This window comes from Spongiibacter sp. UBA1325 (assembly GCF_002306875.1).
GTDB lineage: Bacteria > Pseudomonadota > Gammaproteobacteria > Pseudomonadales > Spongiibacteraceae > Spongiibacter > Spongiibacter marinus.
Genome location: NZ_DBTD01000009.1, coordinates 434,054 through 459,074, shown reverse-complemented (window position 1 = coordinate 459,074; position 25,021 = coordinate 434,054). Strand labels below are relative to the sequence as shown.

Below are 25,021 nucleotides of genomic sequence, written 5' to 3'. Positions count from 1 at the left end.
GCTATGAACCGCTCTTCAAACGCGCGCACTACCCCGCTCATTATTCTGGCCCTGGTTGCCGCGCTGGTCGCCATGAGCTGGCTCTATGTGGGCGAGCGCAGCCGACACTATGTCGCCGATGACAACGCGCGAACTGCCGCCCTGGGCGGTGAGCGAGTGTATCAATGGAAACTGGTCACCACCTGGCCGAAAAACTTTCCCGGCCTGGGCACCGCACCAGAAAAGTTTGCCGAGGTCGTCAACCGGATGAGCCGCGGCCGCCTGCAAATCAGCGTTTATGGCGCCGGTGAACTGGTTCCTGCCCTCGGCGTGTTCGATGCCGTCTCTGCTGGTAGCGTTCAGGCGGGCCACGGCGCGGCCTATTATTGGAAGGGCAAATTGCCCTCATCAATCTTCTTCACCGCTGTGCCGTTTGGCATGAGCGCACAGGAAATGAATGGCTGGCTCTACCACGGCGGCGGCTTGGAATTGTGGCGCGAGGCCTATGCCCCCTTTAATTTGATCCCCATGGCCGGCGGCAATACCGGCGTGCAAATGGCGGGCTGGTTTAACAAAGAGATTAATTCGGTCGACGACCTCAAAGGGCTGAAAATGCGTATTCCCGGCTCGGGCGGTGAAGTATTAAACCGCCTGGGCGGCACCTCGGTAACGCTGCCGGGCGGCGAGCTGTACACCTCGTTGCAAACCGGCGTGATCGACGCCACCGAGTGGGTGGCACCCTACAACGATCTGGCCTTCGGCTTTCACGAGGTCACGCGTTATTACTATTATCCAGGCTGGCATGAGCCCGGCTCGACTCTCGAACTAATCGTGAACAAGCAGGCTTTTGAAGCTCTGCCCGAAGACCTGCAAGCCATTGTTGAGGTTGCGGCGCGCTACGCCAACGCCGACATGCTAGACGAATATACCGCGCGCAATAATAACGCCTTACAGGAATTGGTAGAGCAACACGACGTGCAGCTACGCAAGCTGCCCGATGATGTCATTCGCGCGCTGCACGAAACCTCTGACGACTACCTGGCGGAGCTGGCGCAAACTGATGAACTCACCCAGCGGGTTTACACCAGCTGGAAGCAATTCCTGGAAGGCGCGAAAAACTACCACCATATTTCCGAGCAGGCCTACATCAACGCTCGCGATTTATAATTTAGCGAAAAAGACCAAGTCCGCCGGGGTAGTTGTATCCGGGAAATACCCTGGCGATATCGAGACGACTGCTTTGGGTCTGCAGCAACTCCGACAACACCTGGCGGTAATCCGTGGTGACCTGCAGGTCACCGCGATCGAGGTCATCGTCTTGCAAGCCGGGCCAGTCACTGACAACCTGCCCGCCGTTGACGCCGGCGCCCATTAGCAACATGGCGTTGCCGTGACCGTGGTCGGTACCCAGCGACCCGTTCTCTGTCGCGCGGCGACCAAACTCACTCATTGTTACCACCGTCACTCGCGACATGGCGTCGCCGAGGTCTTGCATGAAAGCCGCTAAGCCATCACCCATTGCCGCCAGGTTATTGCGCAACGCCCCGTTCTGATTCACATGGGTGTCCCAGCCACCAATATCAACACTGATAAATTCACTGCCTATGTCCGCGCGAATCAACTGTGCAGCCTTACGCATATTTCGGGCAAAGGCATTGTTGGCGTATTGCGCGCCGTTTTGGGGCTCAAGTGACGCGGGATCGGCGGCGGCAAGCGCCTGCACTACATCCAACGACAAACGGCTTTGAATCGCCAACGCCGTCTCGTCACCGTACATGCTGCGCACGGCGTCCAGGAAGTCATCGCCCTGCTTCACTATCGAATTGAAACGGTCAAACTGCGCCAGCGCCAGTGGCGGCACCGAGCCCTGCAAACTCTGTGGTGCCGCAGAGGCGATGGCTACCGAGCGAAACGGCGACGCCGACGGGCCGCTGTGAGTATGCGCAATGTGTCGACCAAGCCACCCGGTTAAGGTCGCACTGGGGTCTTGAACACCACTTTCCATAATCGCCTGAGCATCAAAATGTGAACGGCTTTCATGGGGCGACCCAGCGGCGTGAACAGCGGCCATACGGCCGTTTTGCCAGGCGGGCAGCAGCCCAGCCAGCGACGGGTGTAAACCGAAAAAACCGTCCAGATCCAAGGCACCGTTGGATTGATCCGGCCGCGGCACTCTCACCACCGGACGGCGCGCGTAGTAGTCGTCGCTGCCGTGGGGAACCACAACATTCAAGCCGTCCACCGCGCCGCGCATAAACACCACAACCAGGGTGTGTTTTGCCGAGGTAAACTGGCTCTGCCTGCTCACCTCACTATCGACGAGGGTATTCCAAAGTTCTCGGCGAGTATAAGTCATCGTATTTCCTTTCTTTTACTACCGAAGTCCATCAACGCCGTTGGGCATAGGGAGAGATCAGCAACAGCGCCATTAAGCGCCGCCAAAATTGTTCGGTGGATGCCGCGCGTTCGCCGCTCGCGTGAGTCTGGGCAGCCGCCAGCAAACGGCTGGCCGTCGCGTCGTCGATATCGCGCATCAGCAACTTCCGGCGCATGGCCGCCAGTGCCTCGCCGGGCTCCTCCTGCTGGTCTGCAGCCCAAGCGGCGTTACTCACGCCCTCGCTGCGGGACTGCCCCGCGACACTGATAACGTGGCGCCAACGCTCGAGTAGGCCATTAACACTGGCCCAGTAGCCCTCGCTATCCGGGTAGCCGTCGGGGCTAGGCCACTGAAAGGGAACATGGCCAGTACGCGAGATCATGCTGTCGCTATTCGGCCCTTCATAGGTCGGGTTCAGGTCAATATCCAGCGGGTCCAGCAAGCCAAAGTCGAGTTCGGGCAGGGCATCAATATTCGCCAAGCCCAACATACTGTAGAGATCGGGAATAGCCGAGGCCCGCAATAAATCCGACAAGGTGAGGCTGTCATTCATCTCCGGTTCCAGAGCGCGCACCAGCGCAATTGCGCTCTCTTGTGGCCGTGTCAGCTTTGCGTCTGCCGCGTTATGAAATTCCTCGCTGCTAAATACCGCTCGAAGCATTGCTGGAATATCACCATGCTCCCCCCAGGCTGCCGCTACCGAGGAAATAAAGGCCTCCGGCGCAGCAGAATCGCGCACAAATCGCCGGTATAACTTACTGGCAATAAATCGCCGCGTTGAAGGGTGGGCGACGAGGATATCCAGCACTTGCTCACCATCTTCCATGCCTCTGCCTGCTGGCAGGGTGCGACCCAGTACGCGCTTTTCGTTGCTATCGTGTTGTTCGTCGTCGAATAGAAAGCCGTGGTGGTTATTCGCCAAACACAAACGGTCGTCGCCATCGGTTTGAATACCCCAGCCGGTAAATGCCCGAGCAACTTCCCAGATATCGTCCTCGGTATACCCGCCGCCCACACCCAATGTGTGTAGCTCCATCAGTTCGCGGGCGTAATTTTCGTTGGGGTGCTTTTTGGTGGAGCGACGATTATCCAAGTATTCCAACATTGCCGGGCTTCTAGCTGACGCATTAAGTAAGCCGCGAAAACTTCCCAGCGCGTTTGCCCGAATAACATCGCGATCGTCCACCGTCTTCATATGACGCGCAATGCCATCTCCGTGATAGATCGTGAAGTGATCGCTCCAAAAATCGACCATCACCTCAAACAACTGGCGACGGCTAAAAACCCGCCGAAACAGCGTCGCACTGCGCAGCTCTCGCATCGCCCGGCGATCATCATTGAGCTGAGCAAGACGGCAGCCGTCGTAGTTGACCGTAGGCCAGCGGAAATTAACCTCTGCCTCAACGTCCGCGTCGCGCGCAGCCGACATCGACAGCTGCTGCTCAAGCCAGGCATTTGCACCAGCTTCCGCCACTGCCTGCATACTTTGCGGTGTAGGCCCCCACGTGGCGCGTTTGAGCAAGTGTAGCTCCGCGGGTGCCGGGGGAAGATCGGGCTGGGGAGTATCTGTCGACGAAACCCCCGACATAATAATGTCGTTAGCCTCATCATTATTTGTACTGCCGGCGCCACCTCCACCGCCGCCACAGGCCGTGGCGCCCAAGGCAACAACGGCGGCACTAGAACGAATAAAGTCTCTGCGGGAAGTCATGGCGCCTCTGCACTACTGGCTTTTTGTTAGAATTTTTCCAGCCTAGCAAGCGCGAGAGGTGCAAAATAGCCATCGCTTCACAGCACCGTTAATTACTCCAAGAAAATCGCTAAAGTGCGAACCGCAGCTCAGCACTGAACATGCGGGGCGGCATCAAAAATCCCATATGAGAGCCACTAAAGATGGGCATATCTGCGGCAAAATGGCGGATGGTTTTGTTCTCCAGGTTTTTAATATGCCCCATAAATTGCCAACGGCCATTGGGATCGACGATGCCGGCATGAAGATTAATCAGATGATACGCATCCTGGCTGTCGATGGGGTCGGCATCCAGGTCAAACAATATCCGGTCGCGCCAGCTCATATCAGCGCCGAGCATCATGGCGACTTTTTCCTGCCACAACGGTACGGCAACATTAAAGCCGGCGGTGGCACTGATTTTTGGTGCGCGGGGTAGCTGCGATCCACTCAGGTCGCAGGTTTCTTCATTGGATGACGCCGGGCAGGGACCGTCTTTATAGCTGTCGAAGCGGGCATCGCTATAGCCCCAACTCGCAAAGAACTGGCTGCCACGCCAGGGCTGCCAACTGATATCAATCTCCGCCCCCTCAGTGGTCGCCTTAGCGGCATTGTTCACAATAAAGCCGTTACCGATAAATGCCTGAATTTGCATATCGCTAAACTCAGTGTGGTAGAGCGCGGTATTAATCGTAAGCACGCCGTCGTAGGCAGTGAGCTTGTAGCCCAGCTCATAGGCCTTGGCGCGTTCCTGATCAAAGCCGGACTCATCCGCCGTGCGTGCCAGCGGGTTATAGCCTCCCGCTTTAAATCCTTCTGAATAGCTGGCGTAGATCAAATCGTCGTCCAGGCTGTATTTCATCGATAGCTTGGGGGCGATATTGGATTCTTCCCGCGTGTCCTTCAGCTGGTACTCGGTCACCCCGAAGGCGGACTGCAACAGCAAGCCGGTTTGCTCATAATTCTGGTCCAGGTCTACGGCTTTCTTTTCTTCCGATGCCCGCAAGCCCGCCACCAGGCTCAATCGGTCAGTGATATTCCAGGTGAGTTGCGAGAACAGCGCCAGGGTTTCGGTATGTTGAATAAAACGTTGGTGCAAGGCATCCGTGGTTAACGCGCCCAATAGATTATCGAGGGGGTCAAGCAATGGCGTCAGCACGCCGCCAAGCAGATCGGTCACATCATCCAAACCGAGCGCAGGGAGTAACAAGCCCTGAAGCGGCCCCTTGGGCAGCATGCGCAGCTCGCCGGTCAGGTCATTGTCAGACTGAAAAGCAAAAGCACCCACTAAGTATTCAAGCTTGCCCGGTGGCGAACTCAAACGCAGCTCCAGCATTTGCTGACTGTAGTCGGTTTCTCGTCCCCAGTCGGCAATAGGTGCCGACGCCGTATCGGCATCCAGATATAGCCATTCCTCGGCGCGCGCGTCGCTGGCGATCAGCGTTAGCCGGTGCTCGGCGACATCCCAGTTCGCCTCCAGATTCCACACTTCGGTGTCGCTCCAGCTTTCATTCGGCGCGTCGGCGTGGCTGCGGTAATCAAAGTTGGCTTCCAGATTCGGGTCAAACAAACCGTGTACAAGAGCGGCGTCGCCACCCAGCACGAAGGGCTCCCATCCCTGACCGCTGTCGCGTGACTCGCCTTGGTAGTAGGTCAACACGGCCGTCAAGGTATCCAGCGGCGTAAACAACAGCTTGGCGCGCAACCCCTCTTTGTCGACGCGCTTTTCATCTGTGCCGCGCAACACATTGTTTACATAGCCATCGCGGCGGTCGCTGGTTGCCGCGACGCGCAGAGCGAGCCGGTCTTCTACCAGCGGCGCATTGATCATGGCGTCATATTTTTCACCGGAAAACTGCCCATGAGCGGCGCTGGCCGATACCCGCCACTCTTCCTCAGGTTGGGCGGTACTGATGCTTATTGCGCCGGCCACCGTATTTTTACCAAACAGTGTGCCCTGCGGCCCTTTCAACATTTCCACTCGGGCCAGATCGAGAAAGGCATCTTGCAGGAAAGCCATTTTGCCGTAGTAGATACCGTCCACATAGATCCCTACCGCCTGCTCCATGCCATCATTAATCGGCGAGTTCAGGCCGCGCATACCCACCTGCACATAACCAGGCGTCATATTAATTTCCGTATTCGGGCTGGCCAGAGAAATATCTTCAAAAGACGCGATGGCAGAATTTTTCATGCGCTCAGCACTGAGCACAGATACCGCGATGGGAACATCTTGAATCGACTCGGAACGCTTTTGCGCAGTAACGATCACTTCTTCGATATGAGAGGCGCGCTTGTGCTCTGCTGCCATTGCAGGTAACGCCAACAACTGACCAATAACCAGCCCACACAAGCAGTGCGTTTTCATTGCCTTGTTCATCGCACTTCCCCCTCCGCAAAGTGAACCGCTTTATCGACGGGCGGCCGACATAGCGACAGCATCACCCGCTGGGAAAAAATAGTTACCGCCAGTGCACTGCCTACAGCCACCGCTAAGTGATGCAGGCTAAACGCCCGGTTGTCTTCAGCAATAAACAGGCGCAGGGCATCAAAACAGGGCCAGATCACCAGCAAAACATAAGCCCCCATAGCAATGGCGATTTTGCTCAGCGTTTGCGGGGACGGCGCAGCAGACATTTTATTATTCATTATCAAGTCGCTCGTTTTAAACGGGTTTAACAACCGCGAGGTAAAGAACCAATAAGCCGGTGACTGAAATTACCGGCGTACTCACTACTAAGAACAACCAATGATGGGCGATGGCCTGTTCGTAGCTCAGGGCGACATCCCCCTGCCCCGACACGCGAATAGCGCGCTTGTTACCACCGAAATGCGACAACCAATAATCCATGGCCTCAATAGGCAGAAACACCAGCACCACGATGCACAACTTTAGGCTAAGCCAGAAATGTGCCAGCCCCCAGGGGCCAGCCGTCAGCAGCAACAAACCACTTAGCAGCAATAGCGGAAAGGCCACGTGCTCCAGTACCACGCCCTGATCAAAGCGCTCCATGGCAATATTGCGCTGACGCAGCAAGCGCTCGTCGTCCGGCGCGCGCTGCCAGGCCTTAATCGCCGGCAGCAGGTAATTGATATAGGCAACCGATGTGCTGGCCAACCAGATCATGGCACAAGCCACATGGAAAAATTTTATTTGCAGATAGTAGGGCACCAGCGCTGCAGATAATTGCTCAACAAACATTGCGTCTACTCATTCTTATCGATTATTGTGAGTACAACCACTACATACCATACCCTATGGTACGGAAATAACATTGTCAATATATTTGACTAAATCAGGTGATGCATGGGCGACCCGCAGCCACAAAAAAGCCGCAAATCAAAAACGCAGTTTATTCACGCTGCATTGGAAACACTGGCCAATGAAGGCAATGTGAAAGCGCTGACCATAGACAGCCTATGTCAGCAGCTGGGTGTTTCTAAGGGGAGCTTTTACTGGCACTTCAAAGGGCGGGCGCAACTGATCGAGGCGCTGGTGGCGTTTTGGGCCGACGAGTTTCAGCAGAGCATTCATCAGCGCATTCGCCAAAGTGCCCACGACAAACCCGAGCGCGCGTTTGAAGAGCTGATCAGCTTCTGGCTGAGCAGTAATTTCTCACGCCTGGATCAAGTCATGCGCAATTGGGCGCGCGAAGAAAACGCCGTCGCCGCGGCCGTGCACCATGCCGACCAACTGCTAATGAACTTTGTCGCGCAGCTATTTGTCGCCATGGGCCACGATGAAACCGACGCCCATCATCGAGCACGCTTATTAATCGCAGTGGGTATCGCTGAACCGCAAATCCAGCACCTGCCACACGCCGGTAGTGCCGACGAGGCAGCGCGCTGGGTCGCCGCCAAACTACTTCGCTAGCGGCATAAAGCGCAGCGGCAGGCCATCGGTTGGGAAGGAAATCGGCACCGGATTGTAGGGCATTTCGTAGCCGGGCTGCGCGTCAATACGGTAGCGCTTTAACAAATGAAACAACACAATCTTCACCTGAATCTCCGCAAAATTCAGGCCGATACATTTGTGGCTACCACCACCGAAAGGTAACCACTGGTAGAAATGCTTTTTGTGCTCGGCCCGCTCTGGCGAGAAACGCATTGGGTCAAAGCGCGTGGGCTCACTCCACCACTCCTCCAGGTAGTGAGTCATCAGCGGCGAAATGCCAATAGAGGTATTGGCTGGAATACGGTAGCCGAATATCTCCGTTTCGCGCACCGTGCGCCGTGGCACCACCGCCACCGGCGGGTACATACGCAGCGTTTCCTGCATTACAAAGCCCGCCAGGGAAAACTCAGCAAGCTGGTCAAAGCTCGGCGAGTCGCTATCGATACTGGCAAATTCTTCGCGCAATTTCTCCTGCCATTCAGGATTTTTTGCCAATAAATATATTGTTGAACACAGCGTGCTGGTGGTCGTGTCATGGGCCGCGAACAGCAGAAAGATTATATGGTCGCGAACGGCTTTGTCATCGAGGAAGTTGCCATCTTCATCTTTGGCGTGACAAAACTGCGAGAAGAAATCATCGGTTTCCTGCTCGCGTTTTTTCTGAATATGTTGCTCGACAAAACGTTCCAGTGTTTTGCGGCCATCCAAACCTTTTTTCCACGTTGTTCCGGGAATCGGCAACTTTACAACAGCCAGCGACGCCTCCATTGCGTGAACAAAGGCGCGGTTAATTTTTTGCGCGTCGTCACCAATATCGACGCCCATAAATACCTGGGCCGCCACATCGAGTAAGATCGCTTTAATCTCGTCTTTAAACATGACCTGCTGCCCAGCAGGCAGCTGCGCAAGGCGCTGATCGATCATCGGGTTCATGGTATCGACATACTTTGCCAGTACATCTTTTTTAAACGCCGACTGCAGTATTCGCCGATTGAGTTTATGGTCGGCGAAGTCCATCAGCATCAGCCCGTTGGGAAACAAACGATCCAGGAAAGGATCCCAGGCACGCTTACTGGAAAATAGTTTTTCGCTGTCTTTCAGCAATATTTCATTGGCTTCTGGCCCGACCATTACCACCGTTTTTTGCAGCAGCGCGTTGCTGCGAAAAATTCGACCATACTTGCGATACTTATCCATCGACATGGCAAAGTAGTCGGTAAGAAACGGTATGGTGTCACCCAAAATTGGCAATGCCCCGCGATCTCCCGGCAGGTGATCGATATCAGAAGTGGGTTTTCGCGCTGCCTTGATGGTTTCTGCTGTCGACATGTCCTAACTCCCTTACGCCATTTCGCTGTTGTCTAGCCGGTATTGCTCGGCAAACATTTCGCGGAGTTCTTTCTTCAAAATTTTTCCCGATGGATTGCGCGGCAGTCCTGGAACAAAACAGATATGTTTAGGTACTTTAAATGCCGCCAGTTTTCCTTCGCAGAACGTTTTCATTTCCGCAAGGCTGATTTCACACTCCGGCACCGAGACTACAACGGCAAGGGGCACTTCCCCCCACCGCGAGTCGGGCACACCAATAATCGCCACGTCGGAAATTTCCGGGTGCGACATCAATAGATTTTCAATTTCCGCGGGATAAATATTTTCGCCACCGGAGATAATCATGTCTTTCACGCGGTCTTGAATAAACACATAGCCGTGCTCATCGATAATGCCCGCATCGCCGGTATGCAGCCAGCCATCAACAATCGTATCGGCGGTCGCTTCGGGGCGTTGCCAGTAGCCCTGCATAATCTGCGGCCCCTTGGCGAGTATCTCCCCTACTTCGCCCGGCGCGCATTCACCACCGTCGGTATCGACCACTTTTAGCGCAGTAGCAAACACCGCGCGACCGCAGGATCGCAGCAGTCCCGGCTCACCCGCCAAAGCGCGGCGGTGATCGTCAGCAGTGAGAAACGTCAGGCCCATCGTCGCCTCGGTTTGCCCGTAACCCTGCACAAAGTCGCAGCCAAATATGCGCATACAATCCTGCAGCAAACTTTCGGAAATGGGCGACCCGCCGTAGTTAATGGTTTTTAGCGCAGAGAAATCATAGCGCTCAATATTCTCGACCATTGCCAGCGAAAACTGCAGCATTACCGGAATCACTGCCACGGTGGTGATCTTCTCGTTGGCCAGCGTTTCGATCATGCCCACCGGATCGTAGTCGCGGTGAATCACCATCGCCGAGCCGTATATCACACCGAGCATCGCTCCCACCAAGCCCACCGCATGGAAGGTGGGCGCAATCACCAAGGCCTTGTCGTTTTCGGCCGGCCACACGCCGGTACTCATTGACGCCTGATAACTATTCAGCAGCACATTGCTATGGCTAATCAGCACGCCCTTTGGGCGGCCGGTGGTGCCGCTGGTGTACATATGAAACAGGATATCGTCGCCTGCAATATCCACCTCGGCGGCGGCATTCGCTCCCTTGCACCAGTTTTTAAGGTCGTCTTGCCCCGCTGTCGGCGCCAGGTAAATGCGCGGCAGTGCCTGCATTACAGGCCCGCACAGACTGTCGAACTCTGCGTCGAGAAACAGCGCGACCAGCTGCGCGTCGTCGGCGATATATTCCAGCTCGCCTTCACTCAGTCGGTAATTGAGGCCCACCGCAATCGCGCCAATGCGCGCACAGGCGAGGAATACACACAAATTGTCGACAGAGTTTTTTGCCAGTATGCCCACGCGTTGGCCTTTGCAAATGCCCTGGCCTTGCATGGCGCCGGCTATGGTACCCACGTAGTCCCAGGCCTGGCCAAAGGTTAGTGTCTGGCTGTCGTCTTGCAGCATCATGGCGTCGCTGCGACGCTGCGCATGAAAGGCGTGGTACTGATTAAAATTAGTAAACATGGCTGTCGCCTCGCCGTTGCTTTATAGAAGGAGTACCGCGCGATTAGCGCGGCTGCATACGAATGGCACCGTCGAGACGAATACACTCGCCGTTCATGTATTCATTTTCAGCGATCATCACCGACAGGTGAGCAATTTCCTCTGGGCGACCCAAACGCTGCGGGTTAACCACACTGGCTTCCAGCGACTTGTATGCCACCTCCGACAGAGTCTCAAACAGCGGCGTATGAATAAGACCCGGCACAATGGTGTTTACACGAATGCCGTAACTGGCAAGGTCGCGCGCCATTGGCAAGGTCATGCCAACTACACCACCCTTTGATGCACTGTAGGCCACTTGCCCTACCTGCCCCTCGTAGGCGGCAACCGAAGCGGTATTAATAATGACGCCACGGGCGTTGTCCTGGTACGGCGCCGCGTCAGCCATCGCTTTTGCAGCGAGGCGGGCAACATTAAAGGTGCCAATCAAATTCACATCGATAACGGTTTTATAGGCATCGAGCGGAAACACGCCCTGCTTGCCAAGGGTTTTAATCGCGTTACCAATGCCGGCGTAGTTGTTACAGATATGCAGGCCACCAAACTTTTTAACCAGGGCATCGATGGCCGAGGCCACCGACTGTTCATCCGCGACGTTGACGTTGTAAAACGCCGCGCGGTCGCTGCCCAACTCTTCCACCAAGGCGTTACCGCGAACCTCGTTCATATCGAAGATGGCAACCCTGGCGCCTTTGGCAGCGTAGGCGCGTACGGTCGCCTCTCCCAAGCCCGACGCGCCGCCGGTAACCAGTGCCACTTTGTTATTCATATCCATGTTGTTCTCCTTATTGTTGTATTGCTTGTTAAAACACGTTCAGGTTATTACCGAATGCCCGCACCTGATGGCGGCACCGGTTGATATTTCGGGTTGTCGATAGCCAGTTTGGCGTCGCTGATTTTTTGCAACATTTCCAGCAAAGCCGGGTCGCGGTGGGGCGCGTCGCTGCCCTCAATGTGGTCGCGAAGCTGTTCACGCAGTGTTGCCAACTCGCCCTGTTGGCCGAGAAATTCAGCGAGCAAAACTTGCTCGTCGCGCTGCTGACTTCCCCCCGCGTTCAACTCGCGACCGACAATACCAAGGCCGTTGATTGCCACCCGCAATTGATATGACAGGGCTGGCGCGTCCACGGCGGGCAGTATCGACTGTTTTAAGAACTCACTAACCGCTTCCAGTAATTGCTCGGCACTGGGATGCTCAATAGCCATGATTAACGCTCCTTCAGCAGCCGAATAAGGTCGGCCTCGCACTCAGACAAGCGCCGGCCGATCACCGCCCGCTCAACCGAACGCTGCTTACCCTGCAAATGAATGGCGCTCTGATACAGGCAGATCACCCCCCATTTCAGCACGCCAAACACCTCCCAATAGGCCAGCTCCCGCTCAGTAACATCGGTTTCGCGGCCGCGGTTATAGGTTTCCAACAGGGCACGCTTGTCACCAAAGCCGCCCACCGCTTTGTCGACGTGGCCAAAACGCCAGGAATTCACACACAGCCAGCCGAGGTCTTCTATCGGGTTGCCGATATGCGCCAACTCCCAATCCAGCACCCCGCTCAGGCCCTGCTCGTCCACCAGGATATTGCCGTTGCGAAAATCGCCGTGCACGATGGCGGCTTGGCGCGGCGTTGGCGGGGTGTCCAATAAATAGCGAAAGGCCAAATCAAACACCGGCAAACACTGGCCAAATTCCCGATAGCGTTCCCGGTAACGCAGCACGTCGTCTTCTACCGACACTGACTCCAGCATAGCGGCGCGACGCGGATCAATATTGTGCAAAGACGCCAAAACAGCGCCGCACTGACCAGCCAGTAGCTCACGGGCAGTGGCAAAACGCGCGTCAGTAAGAATGCGCTTAGGTAGTGCCTCGCCTGCGAGCCGCCGCATCACAAAGCCGGCACCGCTCACGTCACTGGCCGGTATGTGAGCGATCACTTCCGGCACCGGCAAGCCCTGCTGATACACCAACTCCAGCAAACTGGCTTCGGTGGGTTTGGTCAGGGCATTTTCAAACTGGTGTTCATCGTCGCCACAACGCAAGATCAGCGGCTGCAACGTGCCCTCTGCCCAGGCATCAAACGCGGTGGTTTGCGACGCTGCGCCGCCCGTTAATTGCTTAACATTGTCGATGGTCACGCTACTCTGCCAATGCCCGGACAGGCATTCTTCCAGCAAGCGGACTAAGGCCATATCCGTCATGACGCAAACTCGGCATCGCGCTGGCCGAAGTCCCAGCCCTGACCTTTTTCATAGGCTCGCAGCAGTTGCTTCGCCACCGACTGAACATGCACCTCGTCCGGGCCGTCGTAGAGCCGCGCTTCGCGGGCATGGCGATACATGCGGCTTAGCGGAGTGTCGTCGGTAAGGCCTTCGGCCCCATAAACCTGAATAGCGCGGTCAATTACCCGGTGCAACATGCCGGCACCGGCCACTTTAATTGCGCCAATTTCCACTCTGGCAATATCGCCCGCGTCGATGCGCTTAGCGGCATGCAAAGTTAGCTGGCGGCAGGCCTGAATATCCTGGTAACTGTTGAACACATGCTGCTGCATTAACTGTTTATCGGCGAGGCCAGAACCAAACGCACTGCGCGACAGCAAGCGCTTACACATTAGGTCGTAGGCGCGCTGGGCCTGACCGAGCCAGCGCATGCAATGGAAGATTCGCCCGGGTCCGAGGCGCCGCTGGGCGATTTTAAAACCCGCGCCGCGCTCACCTAACAGGTTGTCGGCAGGCACTTTCACATTCACATATTCGGCCTCAAAGTGGCCGCCCGCGATGCCCAGCACCGGCGTATCCCGAAGGATGGAATAGCCCGGCGTACCCATTGGCACAATAATCATGCTGAATGCGCTGTGGTCGGGCGCCTGTGTTTCGGTGCGGCACATTACCGTGGTGTAGGCGGCAATATCGGCGCCGGTGGTAAACCACTTGCGGCCATTAATATGCCAATAACCGTCTTTTAATTCGGCGGTGGTCTGCAGCTGCGTGGGGTCGGAGCTGGAAATGCCTGGCTCGGTCATCGCAAAACTGGGGTTGATGTCACCGGCAACCAGCGGCAGTAAATAACGCTCGCGCTGGCTGTCTGACGCGTAGGCATTCAGCATGATGGAGTCCTGCAAGGAATACGTGCCGAAAATGCGCTGAGCGAATTCCGAGCGGCCGATAACCTCATTCAGGTAGGCGTATTCCAAAAACGGCAAGCCCATACCGCCGATCTCTTCGGGGTGACCAAAGGCCCATAAGTGCTGTGCCTTGGCCTTCTTAACCAGCGCGGCCAATTCCGCCTCGGCAAGGGTTTTATCGGCAGATTGCAATAGCGGCTCGCGCGGATAAATCTCCTGCTCCAAGAAATCCACCAACTCGCTACGTATCTGCATCCAGTCTCGAGACATCGCCATATTCTTCTCTTTATCTGCGCTGTTAGGGAGCCACTACACAAGCCAGCGAACCCTCAAGGGGTGTATTGCAGAGGCCTGCTAGTTCTTGCTTATACAATCAACATGATTCATTATTGTCAAGTATATTGACTTATTGCAATCAGCTGGCCAATACTAAAAACGATAATTAAAAATGGGAGAACCACAGGCGATGAACAAACCACTTCAGGCCCTGGGAAACATTCATCACGCCGCCTATCGCTGTGTAGATGCTGAGCAAACACGCTGGTTTTATGAAGACCTTCTCGGCTTAACACTCGCCGCTGCCTTTGAAGAAGACATCGACTTTGGCGAAAACCTCGGCCGCAATCGCCACTTCTTGCATATCTTTTTTGAAATGGCAGACGGGAACTACATTGCCTTTTTTGACGAACCCGGAATTTCCAAGCCCGAGCATTTTGGCCGTAAAGATAGCTTTGACATGCACCTGGCATTCGAAACCGAATCGCTGGATAGCTTGCGCGAATGGCAGGACTATTTAAACGCCGCCGGCAAAACCTGCCTTGGCCCCATCGACCACGGCTTTGTTCACTCGGTATATATGTACGACCCCAATGGCATTCAGGTGGAAATCACCTGCCGCGCAGAAAATAGCGACGCCATTATGAAAGACGAAGCCGCGAGCGCGCGTGATGCATTGAATGCCTGGACGGCAAAAACACGCAAACAAAAAGAAGAAGTCTTCGGCGCAGAGCGGCTGGATAAACGCGGCCGAGGCTAAGTTTGTGGCGCGGCACTTACCGCGCCCTTACCTGCATTAGGCCAAACGCTGGCACTGCGCAACAAAACGCGCAGCAAACAGTTTGGCAGTTTCAAGATCGCCGGGCAGGGGCGCCTCGTCGGCGCTGGCATCGGCGGGCGACTGCGCCATTAAACCACTAAACGCCCCCAGGTAATTAACGTCATTGCGCTGCGCCGCTTTGGTATTGGCCGCTGGCAACGCGGTGCCCACCCACAACATACCGTGCTGCATCGCAAAGGTATGCAGATAGGCCAGCGTTGAAGACTTATCACCGTTCATTGATGCGGAGTTGGTAAAACCACCGGCCAATTTATCCTTCCAGTTTTGCATCATCCAGCGGCCACTGGAGGCATCAGCCACCCGCTTAAACTGCCAGGACACGCTGCCCATATACGTGGGCGAGCCGAATAAAATACCGTCGCTGTCATCCAAGGCCTGCCAGTGCGCGTCGCTGATCTCACCGTCTTGGGAAATCGCAATCGCCGTTACTTCGGCCTGCTCGGCAAGGCTTTCCACTATGGTCTCTGCAAGACGCTGGGTATGGCCGTAGCCACTGTGGAACAACACACAAATCTTAGTCATTAACCGCTCCTATTATTATTTTTGGTAAAAGGGTGATTATTTTTCCGGCTCAACGATGGCGATCGGCCCCCAGCTTCTGTTCAGCGCTTGCTTCAAACCATTGAAGGCGGTTTTGCCGATTCGCTTGCGAAGTTCCTCCTCAATACCCAATAAAATTGCCTGGGCATCGCGGCGAATATCATCCGCCTCGGCGCTGAACTTCACCATTTTTGCGCGCTTGTCTTTGGGGTCGGGCACAAGCTCCAAAATGTTTTCGTCCTTTAAGCCCTGCAGCAACTGGTGGATCGCCTGACGGCTCACACCGAGGTTGCGCGCCATATCAGCTGGGCGGTTAATGCCTGCGGTTACGCTCAACATAATCATCGAACGGGTGCGGTTCATCCGCTCCCAACCGGCCGCAGCCAAACTCGCCTGCAAGCTTTCGTCCACCCAGTACAGGGCGTAGGCAAGTGTGCCGATCAAATAGCCCTGATCCTGCTCAACCAATTTCTTCATAAGTTCATTTCACTTTCTCTGTGGTGCCAGCGATTGTAGGGCAAACTGAAAAAAAACACCCTACCAGCATGCCATAGCGTTTATTTTTTTGTAAACTATATTGACAATAAATCAGAGCACAGCCTCGCCAATAGGATAAATATAATGAGCGAATCGACGAGAAGCTACGAGCGTATTCCCTATTTAATTTTCTATCAGGACAAAAGCCCGTTTAAGGAAACCTACGGCGGCCCGCTGGATTTTGGCGCCCTTAAATCCCACCATCTCAAGCCCAAACAACCGCGCTGCAACAACGTCATTCTGTTTATGCACCCCGTTGGCGGCGGTGAATACCTGCCGATGGTGGTCGCCATGGCCAAGGCTGGTTACCCGGTCATTTACTGCCAAAGCCGCTACTCCGGTAACGACAGCGCACTGATTATGGAAAAAGTCGCCATCGATATGGGCAACTGCATCCGCCACGCCAAAGAAGAACTGGGTTACGACAAAGTGATTCTTGCGGCGTGGAGTGGCGGCGGCTCACTGTCGCTGTTTTATCAAAGCCAGGCGGAAAACCCGACCATTACCCTCACTCCCGCGGGCGACTCGGTAGACCTCACCATTCAAGGGCTGATTCCCGCCGACGGCGTGATGATTCTTGCCGCCCACGTTAGCCGCGCCCATACCCTCACCGAGTGGATGGACGCGTCAATTCTCGATGAAGCCAACCCGGACAACAAAGACCCAGGCCTGGACCTCTACGACCCGGCCAACCCTAATCAGCCGCCCTATAGCGAAGAGTTCCTCAGCCGCTATCGCGCTGCGCAAATTGCCCGCAACAGAAAGATTACCGCCTGGGTAAAAGACAAGCTGCAATACCTGAAAGACAGCGACCGACCCAACGACGAATTTGGCTTTGTGGTACACGGCACCATGGCCGACCCGCGCTGGCTGGACCCCAGCGTCGACCCCAACGACCGACAGGAAAATTGGTGCTACCTCGGCGACCCCAAAGTCGTGAACAATGGCCCCGTTGGGCTGGCCCGATTTTGTACCCTGCGAAGCTGGTTGTCACAGTGGAGCTACGACGACTCCAATGCCGACGGCCAAGCCTGTGCAGCGAAAATCAGCGTGCCAATTCTCGTCATTGGCAACACCGCCGACGATGCCTGCACCCCCAGCCACACTCACCGCTTGTACAACGCCATTGCCCACGACGACAAAGAACTGTACGAAGTGGAGGGCGCCACTCACTACTACTTCGGCCAACCCGATAAACTCGACGACGCCATATCGCGCTGCGATGCGTGGTTGCAGAAAAAAGGCTTTGCGGACTGAGTGCTGTAAGGAAGGACGTGCCGGGCTTGCTCGCCCGGCACGCGAAGCCGCTTACCGGCTGGGATTAATCAGGTATTTCTTGCCGGTGGCCTGCTGGCTGTACTCAGCGACCACATCGGCCTGCAATACATCCAGCAGCGACACTTCATCGCTGTAGTGGCTGGCAAAGGTGGTGTGTAGCTCATCGGCCACGCGCTGGCGCAATTCGCCGGCGCGCTCTGGCCCGACCTTGGCAATAAACGGCGTCAGCAGCCAGGCATTAATGCCCCAACTAAAGCCGAAGTTGCGATGGACAATCGTCGGAGACAAATCCAGGCTGCCGTAGATGTAGAGCTGTTTGAAGGTATCGGAGCCATAAGGCCCCGGCAGGACAACATCTTTCAGCGCCGCTTTTTCCATGCAGGTGAGAATACGGCTGCCCAGCTCACCGCCGCCGGTAGCGTCAAACGCCATATAGGCACCCGTCTCCTCAATCGCCCGGGTCAGATCGCTCATAAAGCTGTCGTCGCTGGAATTGCAGATGTATTTGGCGCCCTGGGATTTCAGCAACTCAACCTGCTCGGGCTTGCGCACAATATTAATGAGTTCAATGCCATCTTTCTGGCAGACACGGTTGAGCATCTGCCCGAGATTGGACGCCGCCGCCGTGTGGATCAGCGCCTTGAAACCTTCACGGCGCATCGTCTCAACCATACCTAGTGCCGTCAGGGGATTCACAAAGCAGGACGCGCCGTCGCGGGCCGAGGTGCCCTCATTCAATGGCAGACACTGCATCACATTCACTTTGCGGTACTGGCAGTAAAGCGCGCCGTCCATTACCGCCACCGTTTTACCCAACAGTGCCTGCGCAGCGGCACTGGCACCGGCCTTGACCACGGTGCCCGCCCCTTCATTTCCCGCCGCCAGCGGCTTGCCAATTCGCGGTTTAACGCGGCCCTCCAGGCCAGGGCGCAGTTTGGCGGTGTACACGGTATCGGCACCACTGCCCGTGGTTTTGCCGGTGCTGACATCGGCGGGGGCAATCAGTGTGGCCTGATCCGAGGGGTTGATGGGGGTCGCCTCAATGCGCACCACCACCTCATCGTCGCCTGGCTCGGGGATCGGCGAGGATTTCAGTATCAGCTTGAGGTAGCCGTCGTCGGTGACCAGCGAGCGCAGTTGCAGGCCGGTATCGGGAAGCGTGTCGTGCATAGCAAATGCCCTTCTGATTATTGGACAGCTAGCCTAGCACTTTCCGCCCCCCAAACTCACCTGTGCGGAAACCCGTTCGCTCACCACTGATAATTCAGCGAAGCAAAAATTTTCCGCATCGACTTCTGCCGAGTGTTGTAAGTGCCGGGGAAAAACACGGTATCGAGCACTTGCCCCAGCACTTCTTCGTCGGTGAGGTTGCTGCCGCCAACGGTAATTGCCCAGCCGGAATCCAGCGATGCCAGGCTTACCCGCGCCGACACGGTGGTGTAGCCCGGCGAAAAGGTGTTTTTATCCAGGTCGCCGTCGGTGTATTGATCGCCTTGGTAGAGAATATCGACGCTGGTACTCATGGCTAAGCCGAAGACCGGGAACTCCAATGTTGGAGTAAAGCTGGCGGTTTCTTTGGGGGCGAAGGAGATGCGTCGACCGCCAAGGTCTTGCTGGGCGTCGACACCTTCATTAATCGGCGCTGGCGCGGCGGGGTAACTGTCGTAGCGTGCATCCAACAGGCCTACAGAACCGGCAAGGCGCAGAAACGGCATTGGCGTAATCCACATAACGTCCATTTCAAGGCCGTCAGAGGTGGCGGTAGCGGCGTTCTTTACATCGAAGAAGGCACCGTTGAAGGCCAGCACTTGCAGATTTTCAAACTGAGTTTGGTACACAGCGAGGTTAAAACGCAGGGTGTTATCCAAGAAGCTGCCTTTTAAACCGGCCTCGACGGTGACGGCTTTTTCGGGCTCGAAATTGAGGTCTTCACCACCGAAGGACGAGGCATTAAAGCCACCACTTTTGTAACCGCGGGCGTAGCTGATAAAGACATTGGTGTCTTCGTTCAAATAGTACTGAAGCGACAGCTTGGGCGACAAATCGCTCTCTTCGCGCTCGATCCCTTCCTCCTGATATTCCTCGGCGCTTAGCGCGGTGCCCATCAAACACGGCAGCCCCAGGTTGCCAGTGCGGCAGCGCGAGGTGCCCGAGGCGTCGGCAGTTTTGGTTTCGCGGCTGTAGCGCAGCCCGGGAGTGAGTACCCACTTATCGGTGATGTACCAGCTGAATTGGGCAAAGGCCGCGTAGGCCTCCACATCCAGAAAGTAGTCCAGCAGGTAGCTGTCGTCGCCAATCAAGGTGGAACCCAGACCGGAGATCAAGCCCAAGCCCGCCAGGTTTAAACCGCCGAGCAAGCCGCCTGAGCCGGCATTGGTATTGCCACTGATCAGTTGCAGGGCGTCGTCGGTGGTGAGGTAGGCCAGCAGGTCGTCGCCGGCGGTAATTTGCGTTTGTTGTTCAAATTCTGAATGCAGAGCGTAAATACCGGCAACCAGATTAACGCCCTCGCCCAACCCGAAAAGGCTCTCGCTGCTGGCAGTAAACCGAAGCTCCAGCGACTGCTGATTGTAGTCCGAGGTCACGGCTAGTTTGGCAAGGTCGGCAGGGGAAGCGTCGAGGTCGACAAGGCTGTCGATGTATAACTCGCTGTCGGCAACAATTAATGTCAACGCGCTGTTCTGCAATCCGGCCACGTCGCCCAGCTGCCACTCACTTAGCAATGACAGGCTGTCGGATGCTTTTTCGATAAAGCCCGGCACATTGTAGGAGCTGCGAAAGTCGTAGGGATTGTCTTCAATATTCGGGTCGTAGTTTTCAAGAAAGGTGCGGGTGTCGTCGTCCAGTTTGAAGATTTGCAGTCCCCAGTAATTGGCCATGGTTTCCGATTGGTAGGCATTCAGCTCCATATGCAGCGAATCGCTGGGGTCGAAAAAGATCTTCAAACGCTGGGCATTTTGTTCGTGTTGATCGTCGCGGCGCTGCAAAAATTGGTTATACAGGTCACCCTCTTTGTCGCGGTCCATCGCCGAAAAGCGCAGCGAAAGGTGGTCGCCCACGCCACCGGCTACGGCCGCTTCCAGGTAGCGCTCATCGGCGTCGTTTTCCTGCCATTGCAGTTTCCCGGAGAAGTCGTCGGTGGGGTCAGCCGAGCTAACATTGAATACGCCCGCCACGGTGTTTTTTCCAAACAGGGTGCCCTGCGGCCCGCGCAGGACTTCTATACGGGCAATATCGAACATGGCTTCGCTAAAGTATGAAGGGCGGTTGTAAAACACCTCGTCCTGCACGAAACCCACCGAGCTTTCGAAAGCGGCATTCAGCGGGTTGGAGCCAAAACCGCGAATATTTACCTGGGTAAGTGCCGGATCGGTATCGGAGGAAAAGCGCACATTGGGCATATACGGGGCGAGGTCTTGCAGGTTAACCGCGCCCACTTCTTTCATAAATTCGCCGCTCACGGCGGTGAGCGAGATGGGCACATCCTGAGACGATTGCTCGACTTTCTGCGCGCTAACGATGACCTCCTCCAACACCCGGCGCTCTTTTACCGGCGCGGAAAACGCGTTGTGAGCCGTCAGTATTAGTGCAATGGCTACGCAGTGAGGACGTAACGATGTACTGCTGTTGATAAACATAGGCACCCATCTTTTCTATTATTATTGTTGTTGCGTTTGAGCCATCCGGTGCAGTGAAGCGCCTTGCACGGCCCGAATTAATGTCAACTAAGTTTACATTATTAGCGGCTTTCTCTCGGCGCGTCAACTCGCCAATATGAGAATTAGCAAAATCTTGGGGGTAGACAATCGCCTCAGCATAATGTCAATATTATTGACATAATAACAAACGAGAGCTGCGATGATCGACTTACATACGGTGCCAACCCCCAACGGCCACAAGATTTCTATTGCGCTGGAAGAGCTGGGCTTGGACTATCGCGTAATTCCCTACGATATTAGCCAGGGCGACCAGTTTAGCCCCGAGCTATTGGCCTTAAACCCCAACAACAAGCTGCCGGTGATTGTCGATAACGATGCCGAAGGCGGGCCGATCACAGTGTTTGAAAGCGGCGCGATTCTGATTTACCTGGCAGAGAAAAGCGGCCAGCTGCTATCTCGCCAGCCCAGCCAGCGCTACGCCGAGCTGCAATGGCTGATGTTTCAAATGGCGGGCGTTGGGCCGCTGCAGGGTCAGGCCCACCACTTCGTGCGTTACGCTCGTGAAGAGCAGCCCTATTCCAAACAGCGCTACCTGCAGGAAAGCCTTCGCCAGTGCCGGGTGATTGAATCGCAGCTTAGCCAGCAGCACTATATCGCCGGAGAGCAATTCTCCGTTGCCGATATCGCACTGTGGCCGTGGCTGCGCGCCCTGCCACTGATTGGTATTCACCCCGAACAGACTTTTCCCGGTATTCATCGCTGGTTTAATGCGCTGGCAGAGCGACCGGCCTTTCAGCGCGGTAAGGATGTCATCAACGGCTGGGTCTATGACCTGCCGCCGAACTTCTATATGGAGCTGGACGATAAGACCTGGTCTTACTCCTTTGGCGAGGAGCAGTACAAGGAACGCGAACGGGGGCAGCAAGCGTGACAGATTTATTCTCGGTAAGCGGCAAAACCGTATTCATAAGTGGCGGCTCTCGCGGCATTGGCGCCATGTTGGCAGAGGGCTTTGTTAACGCCGGCGCCAAGGTGATTATCAGCGCACGAAAAGCGGCAGAACTTCACGCACGCTGTGCACACTTGCAAACGCTGGGCGACTGCACCGCCATTGAAGCGGATCTATCCACCCAGCAAGGTGTGGAAACGCTCGCCGCCGCCATCACATCGCTGACCCCAAGGCTGGATATTTTAATTAATAATGCCGGGGCCAGTTGGGGTGCTGATATCGACAGCTTTCCCGAGTCGGGCTGGGACAAGGTGATGAATTTGAATGTGAAGTCGGTCTTCTTCCTCAGCCAACAATTGCTGCCACTACTCAAGAACGCCGCCGCCGAAGACAGGCCCGCCCGCATTATTAATATTGCCTCGGTGTATGGCATGGTTCACTCGGCGCTAAAAACCTATTCCTACGGCGCCAGTAAAGCGGCGGTAATCCAGCTGACCCGTCAACTTGCGGCCGACCTGGCCGACGCCCACATTAATGTGAACGCCATCGCGCCGGGCTATTTCCCCAGCGATATGACGGCGCCGTTGGATGACCAATCGTTACTGCAAAGCATCCCGCTGCAACGTATGGGCAGCGCCGATGATATTGCGGGTACGGCAATTTTTCTGGCCTCCGCCGCATCGAATTATATGACCGGCAGCACCTTGGTACTCGACGGTGGTATTGTCGCCAGTCGCTAACAACTCGATCGTGAATACAGCAGGTATGTTATGAACAATGCGCTTTCCGGATTGCGGGTATTGGACCTGACCCATATGTTGTCCGGCCCTTATTGCACGATGATATTGGGTGACATGGGTGCGGAGATGATCAAGGTGGAGCCGATTGCTGGCGAAGGCACGCGCAAGTTGTTGGCCACCGACCCCGAGCACTCCATTGACGGTATGGGCGCCTACTTTATTACGCTGAATCGCAATAAAAAAAGTATCGCCATCGACCTGAAAAGCGAGGACGGCCTGGCGCTGTTTTATTCGCTGGTTGAGCGGGCCGATATCGTTGTGAATAACTATGCCGCCGGCGTGCCGGAAAAACTCAAGATCGATTACCCGCGGCTCGCCGAGATCAACCCGCGTATTATCAGTTGCTCCATTACCGGCTTTGGCGAACAGGGGCCGGGTGCCAAACGGCCCGCCTTTGATCAGGTTGCCCAGGCCTACGGCGGCGGCATGTCGATTACCGGCGAAGACGCGTCGCAGCCGATGCGCGCCGGCATCCCGATTGGCGACCTTGGCGGCGGCATGTTTGGTGTGATGGGCATATTGTCGGCGGTGATCGAACGCTATCAATCGGGCCGTGGCCAGCACGTGGACATTTCCATGCTGGATGCACAAATCTCCCTGCTTAACTACATGGCGACCATGCACTTTATGTCGGGCAACAACCCCCACCCCATTGGCAACAGCCACTTTGTGCATGTGCCCTACAACAGCTACCCCACTGCCGACGGCCACCTGGTCATTTGCGTGATTACCGATAATTTTTGGCACAATTTAAAAGGCCTTTTGCACTGTGAGGCGCTGGAAAAATCTGAATACGACACCCAACCGGGACGCCTTGCAGACAAAGCCTTTATCGATACCACCCTGGCCGATATTTTCCGCAGCCAGAGCACCGCGTACTGGATGGAAAAGCTGAATGCGCAACGCATACCTGCCGCGCCGGTGAATACCTTTTCCCAGGCTTTGAACGACGAACAAGTGCTGCACAGAAATATGGTGGTCGATCTTGCCCACCCCAACGGTCAAACCACCAAGGGGCCGGGCTGCCCGATTAAACTGTCGCGCAGCGAAGAGAGCGCCTACACCCCCGCCCCGCTTCTCGGTCAGGACACCCAACACATTCTCAGCGAGATGCTAGCGATGCCGGACGATGAGATAGCGCGCCTGCGCAGCAACGGCATCATCGCCTGACAGGAGAAAACGCCATGGAAAAAGTATGGGTAAGAGATGTTGGCCCCCGCGACGGCTTGCAGAATCAAACGCAGGTTCTTGACCCCAAGCAGCGCCTGCAACTTATTCAGGCCTTGCTGTCAGCAGGGCTAACCCAGATTGAAGTGGGCGCTTTTGTATCGCCGCGCGCCGTTCCCGCCATGGCAGGCAGCGACCACGTGGTGAGCGCCCTGGCAAATACCACCGGTGAATTTTCGGTGCTGATTCCGAATGAGAAGGGCTACGACTTGGCGACCGCAGCCGGCGCACGCCACATCGCTATTGTGGTGGCCAGCAGCGAGACCATGAACCAAAAGAATATTGGCATGAGCAACGAACAGGCCTTCCGTTTTGCCAAAACGGTACTGGCCAGAGCCAGCCATGATGGCGTGCATGCAAGCTGCTATATCGCCACCGCGTGGGAATGCCCTTTTGAAGGGAGCATTAATGAAGACATCATCCTGCAACAAGCCGAGGTATTAATCGCCGCAGGCGCAAAAGAAATTGTATTAGCCGATACGATTGGCGCGGCGACACCGCAGCAGTCCGCAACCCTAACCAATAGATTATGTCGCGAATTTGGTAGCGCTTTAATCGCCTGTCACTTTCACGACACCCGAGGTATGGGTATCGCCAATGCCTATGCTGCACTCGAAAGCGGTGTGCGGCGCTTTGACGCGTCTATTGCAGGCTTGGGGGGTTGTCCCTTTGCACCGGGAGCCTCGGGAAATATTGCCACGGAAGATCTGGTGCTGATGCTGAATCAGCAAGGTTATGACACCGGAATTTCCCTGGCGGATTTGGCAACGGCGGCCAGGCTGACCCGGCAATGGTTACCGGGCGTTGGCGTCGCCAAGTCCACGCAGTGGATTGAGCGGCAGATAGAGAAAGGCGCTCTCTAGGCGCCTGTTC

General features: G+C 55.7%; 23 protein-coding genes. 8 read left to right on the top strand and 15 right to left on the bottom strand.

The annotated features are described in order from the left end of the window. Positions 1-3 precede the first annotated feature (3 nt). Positions 4-1,146 (top strand): TRAP transporter substrate-binding protein, encoded by a 1,143-nt coding sequence (locus B3K78_RS10705; RefSeq protein ID WP_286695438.1) that lies wholly within the window; start codon positions 4-6, stop codon positions 1,144-1,146. A 1-nt stretch (position 1,147) separates the two neighbouring features. Here the strand turns inward: B3K78_RS10705 and B3K78_RS10700 are convergent, their stop codons facing one another. From B3K78_RS10700 to B3K78_RS10680, 5 genes are all read right to left on the bottom strand, one after another. Beyond that, positions 1,148-2,335, bottom strand: a complete 1,188-nt coding sequence (locus B3K78_RS10700) for a DUF1501 domain-containing protein (RefSeq protein WP_286695437.1) — start codon at positions 2,333-2,335, stop codon at positions 1,148-1,150. 31 nt (positions 2,336-2,366) lie between these two features. Beyond that, entirely contained in the window at positions 2,367-4,067 is a 1,701-nt protein-coding gene (locus B3K78_RS10695) for a DUF1800 domain-containing protein (protein ID WP_286695436.1), read from the bottom strand. A 109-nt stretch (positions 4,068-4,176) separates the two neighbouring features. Continuing rightward, the gene (locus B3K78_RS10690) at positions 4,177-6,465 is read right to left on the bottom strand and encodes a TonB-dependent receptor (protein WP_286695435.1); all 2,289 of its coding nucleotides are present in this window, start codon (positions 6,463-6,465) and stop codon (positions 4,177-4,179) included. Then, positions 6,462-6,734, bottom strand: a complete 273-nt coding sequence (locus B3K78_RS10685) for a hypothetical protein (RefSeq protein ID WP_286695434.1) — start codon at positions 6,732-6,734, stop codon at positions 6,462-6,464. The genes B3K78_RS10690 and B3K78_RS10685 overlap by 4 nt, the downstream gene beginning before the upstream one ends. A 16-nt stretch (positions 6,735-6,750) precedes the next feature. Beyond that, positions 6,751-7,287, bottom strand: coding sequence for a hypothetical protein (locus tag B3K78_RS10680; RefSeq protein WP_286695433.1), 537 nt, complete (start codon positions 7,285-7,287; stop codon positions 6,751-6,753). A 105-nt stretch (positions 7,288-7,392) separates the two neighbouring features. Between B3K78_RS10680 and B3K78_RS10675 the strand changes: the two genes are divergently transcribed. Next, positions 7,393-7,959, top strand: coding sequence for a TetR/AcrR family transcriptional regulator (locus B3K78_RS10675; protein ID WP_286695432.1), 567 nt, complete (start codon positions 7,393-7,395; stop codon positions 7,957-7,959). On the opposite strand, the gene B3K78_RS10670 is transcribed toward B3K78_RS10675, so the two are convergent. The 6 genes from B3K78_RS10670 to B3K78_RS10645 are packed head-to-tail and all read right to left on the bottom strand — an operon-like array spanning position 7,948 to position 14,317. Further along, on the bottom strand, positions 7,948-9,309 hold the full coding sequence (locus B3K78_RS10670; RefSeq protein ID WP_286695431.1) for a cytochrome P450: 1,362 nt from the start codon (positions 9,307-9,309) through the stop codon (positions 7,948-7,950). The two genes, B3K78_RS10675 and B3K78_RS10670, sit on opposite strands and share 12 nt — an antisense overlap. Before the next feature lie 12 nt (positions 9,310-9,321). Further along, positions 9,322-10,881, bottom strand: coding sequence for a class I adenylate-forming enzyme family protein (locus B3K78_RS10665; protein ID WP_286695430.1), 1,560 nt, complete (start codon positions 10,879-10,881; stop codon positions 9,322-9,324). Positions 10,882-10,924: 43 nt separating this feature from the next. Further along, positions 10,925-11,695 (bottom strand): SDR family NAD(P)-dependent oxidoreductase, encoded by a 771-nt coding sequence (locus B3K78_RS10660; protein WP_286695429.1) that lies wholly within the window; start codon positions 11,693-11,695, stop codon positions 10,925-10,927. 47 nt (positions 11,696-11,742) lie between these two features. Further along, entirely contained in the window at positions 11,743-12,126 is a 384-nt protein-coding gene (locus B3K78_RS10655; RefSeq protein WP_286695428.1) for a DUF6285 domain-containing protein, read from the bottom strand. 2 nt (positions 12,127-12,128) lie between these two features. Continuing rightward, positions 12,129-13,115, bottom strand: coding sequence for a phosphotransferase family protein (locus B3K78_RS10650; protein ID WP_286695427.1), 987 nt, complete (start codon positions 13,113-13,115; stop codon positions 12,129-12,131). Then, a complete protein-coding gene (locus B3K78_RS10645) occupies positions 13,112-14,317 on the bottom strand; it encodes an acyl-CoA dehydrogenase family protein (RefSeq protein WP_286695426.1) in 1,206 nt (401 codons plus the stop codon). Before B3K78_RS10645 ends, B3K78_RS10650 begins: the two co-directional genes overlap by 4 nt. A gap of 190 nt (positions 14,318-14,507) precedes the next feature. Between B3K78_RS10645 and B3K78_RS10640 the strand changes: the two genes are divergently transcribed. Continuing rightward, the gene (locus B3K78_RS10640) at positions 14,508-15,077 is read left to right on the top strand and encodes a VOC family protein (RefSeq protein WP_286695425.1); all 570 of its coding nucleotides are present in this window, start codon (positions 14,508-14,510) and stop codon (positions 15,075-15,077) included. Between the two features lie 36 nt (positions 15,078-15,113). On the opposite strand, the gene B3K78_RS10635 is transcribed toward B3K78_RS10640, so the two are convergent. After that, the gene (locus B3K78_RS10635; RefSeq protein WP_286695424.1) at positions 15,114-15,680 is read right to left on the bottom strand and encodes a flavodoxin family protein; all 567 of its coding nucleotides are present in this window, start codon (positions 15,678-15,680) and stop codon (positions 15,114-15,116) included. A gap of 36 nt (positions 15,681-15,716) precedes the next feature. After that, on the bottom strand, positions 15,717-16,175 hold the full coding sequence (locus tag B3K78_RS10630) for a MarR family winged helix-turn-helix transcriptional regulator (RefSeq protein WP_051171329.1): 459 nt from the start codon (positions 16,173-16,175) through the stop codon (positions 15,717-15,719). Positions 16,176-16,319: 144 nt separating this feature from the next. Here B3K78_RS10630 and B3K78_RS10625 point away from each other — a divergent pair, with 144 nt between their 5' ends. Then, on the top strand, positions 16,320-17,492 hold the full coding sequence (locus B3K78_RS10625; RefSeq protein WP_286695423.1) for an alpha/beta hydrolase: 1,173 nt from the start codon (positions 16,320-16,322) through the stop codon (positions 17,490-17,492). Positions 17,493-17,543: 51 nt separating this feature from the next. On the opposite strand, the gene B3K78_RS10620 is transcribed toward B3K78_RS10625, so the two are convergent. Both B3K78_RS10620 and B3K78_RS10615 read right to left on the bottom strand, forming a co-directional pair. Continuing rightward, positions 17,544-18,683 carry a zinc-binding dehydrogenase gene (locus B3K78_RS10620; protein WP_286695422.1) on the bottom strand — a complete coding sequence of 380 codons (1,140 nt, stop codon included), beginning with the start codon at positions 18,681-18,683 and terminating at the stop codon, positions 17,544-17,546. An 80-nt stretch (positions 18,684-18,763) separates the two neighbouring features. Then, positions 18,764-21,151 carry a TonB-dependent receptor gene (locus B3K78_RS10615; protein WP_286695421.1) on the bottom strand — a complete coding sequence of 796 codons (2,388 nt, stop codon included), beginning with the start codon at positions 21,149-21,151 and terminating at the stop codon, positions 18,764-18,766. 220 nt (positions 21,152-21,371) lie between these two features. On the opposite strand from B3K78_RS10615, the gene B3K78_RS10610 reads away from it, so the two are divergent. The 4 genes from B3K78_RS10610 to B3K78_RS10595 are packed head-to-tail and all read left to right on the top strand — an operon-like array spanning position 21,372 to position 25,011. Then, positions 21,372-22,103, top strand: coding sequence for a glutathione S-transferase family protein (locus B3K78_RS10610; protein WP_286695420.1), 732 nt, complete (start codon positions 21,372-21,374; stop codon positions 22,101-22,103). Continuing rightward, positions 22,100-22,861 (top strand): SDR family oxidoreductase, encoded by a 762-nt coding sequence (locus tag B3K78_RS10605; protein WP_286695419.1) that lies wholly within the window; start codon positions 22,100-22,102, stop codon positions 22,859-22,861. The genes B3K78_RS10610 and B3K78_RS10605 overlap by 4 nt, the downstream gene beginning before the upstream one ends. Positions 22,862-22,891: 30 nt before the next feature. Then, complete coding sequence (locus tag B3K78_RS10600) at positions 22,892-24,091, top strand: CaiB/BaiF CoA transferase family protein (protein ID WP_286695418.1); 1,200 nt, start codon at positions 22,892-22,894, stop codon at positions 24,089-24,091. A gap of 14 nt (positions 24,092-24,105) precedes the next feature. Beyond that, complete coding sequence (locus tag B3K78_RS10595; RefSeq protein WP_286695417.1) at positions 24,106-25,011, top strand: hydroxymethylglutaryl-CoA lyase; 906 nt, start codon at positions 24,106-24,108, stop codon at positions 25,009-25,011. Positions 25,012-25,021: the final 10 nt, after the last annotated feature.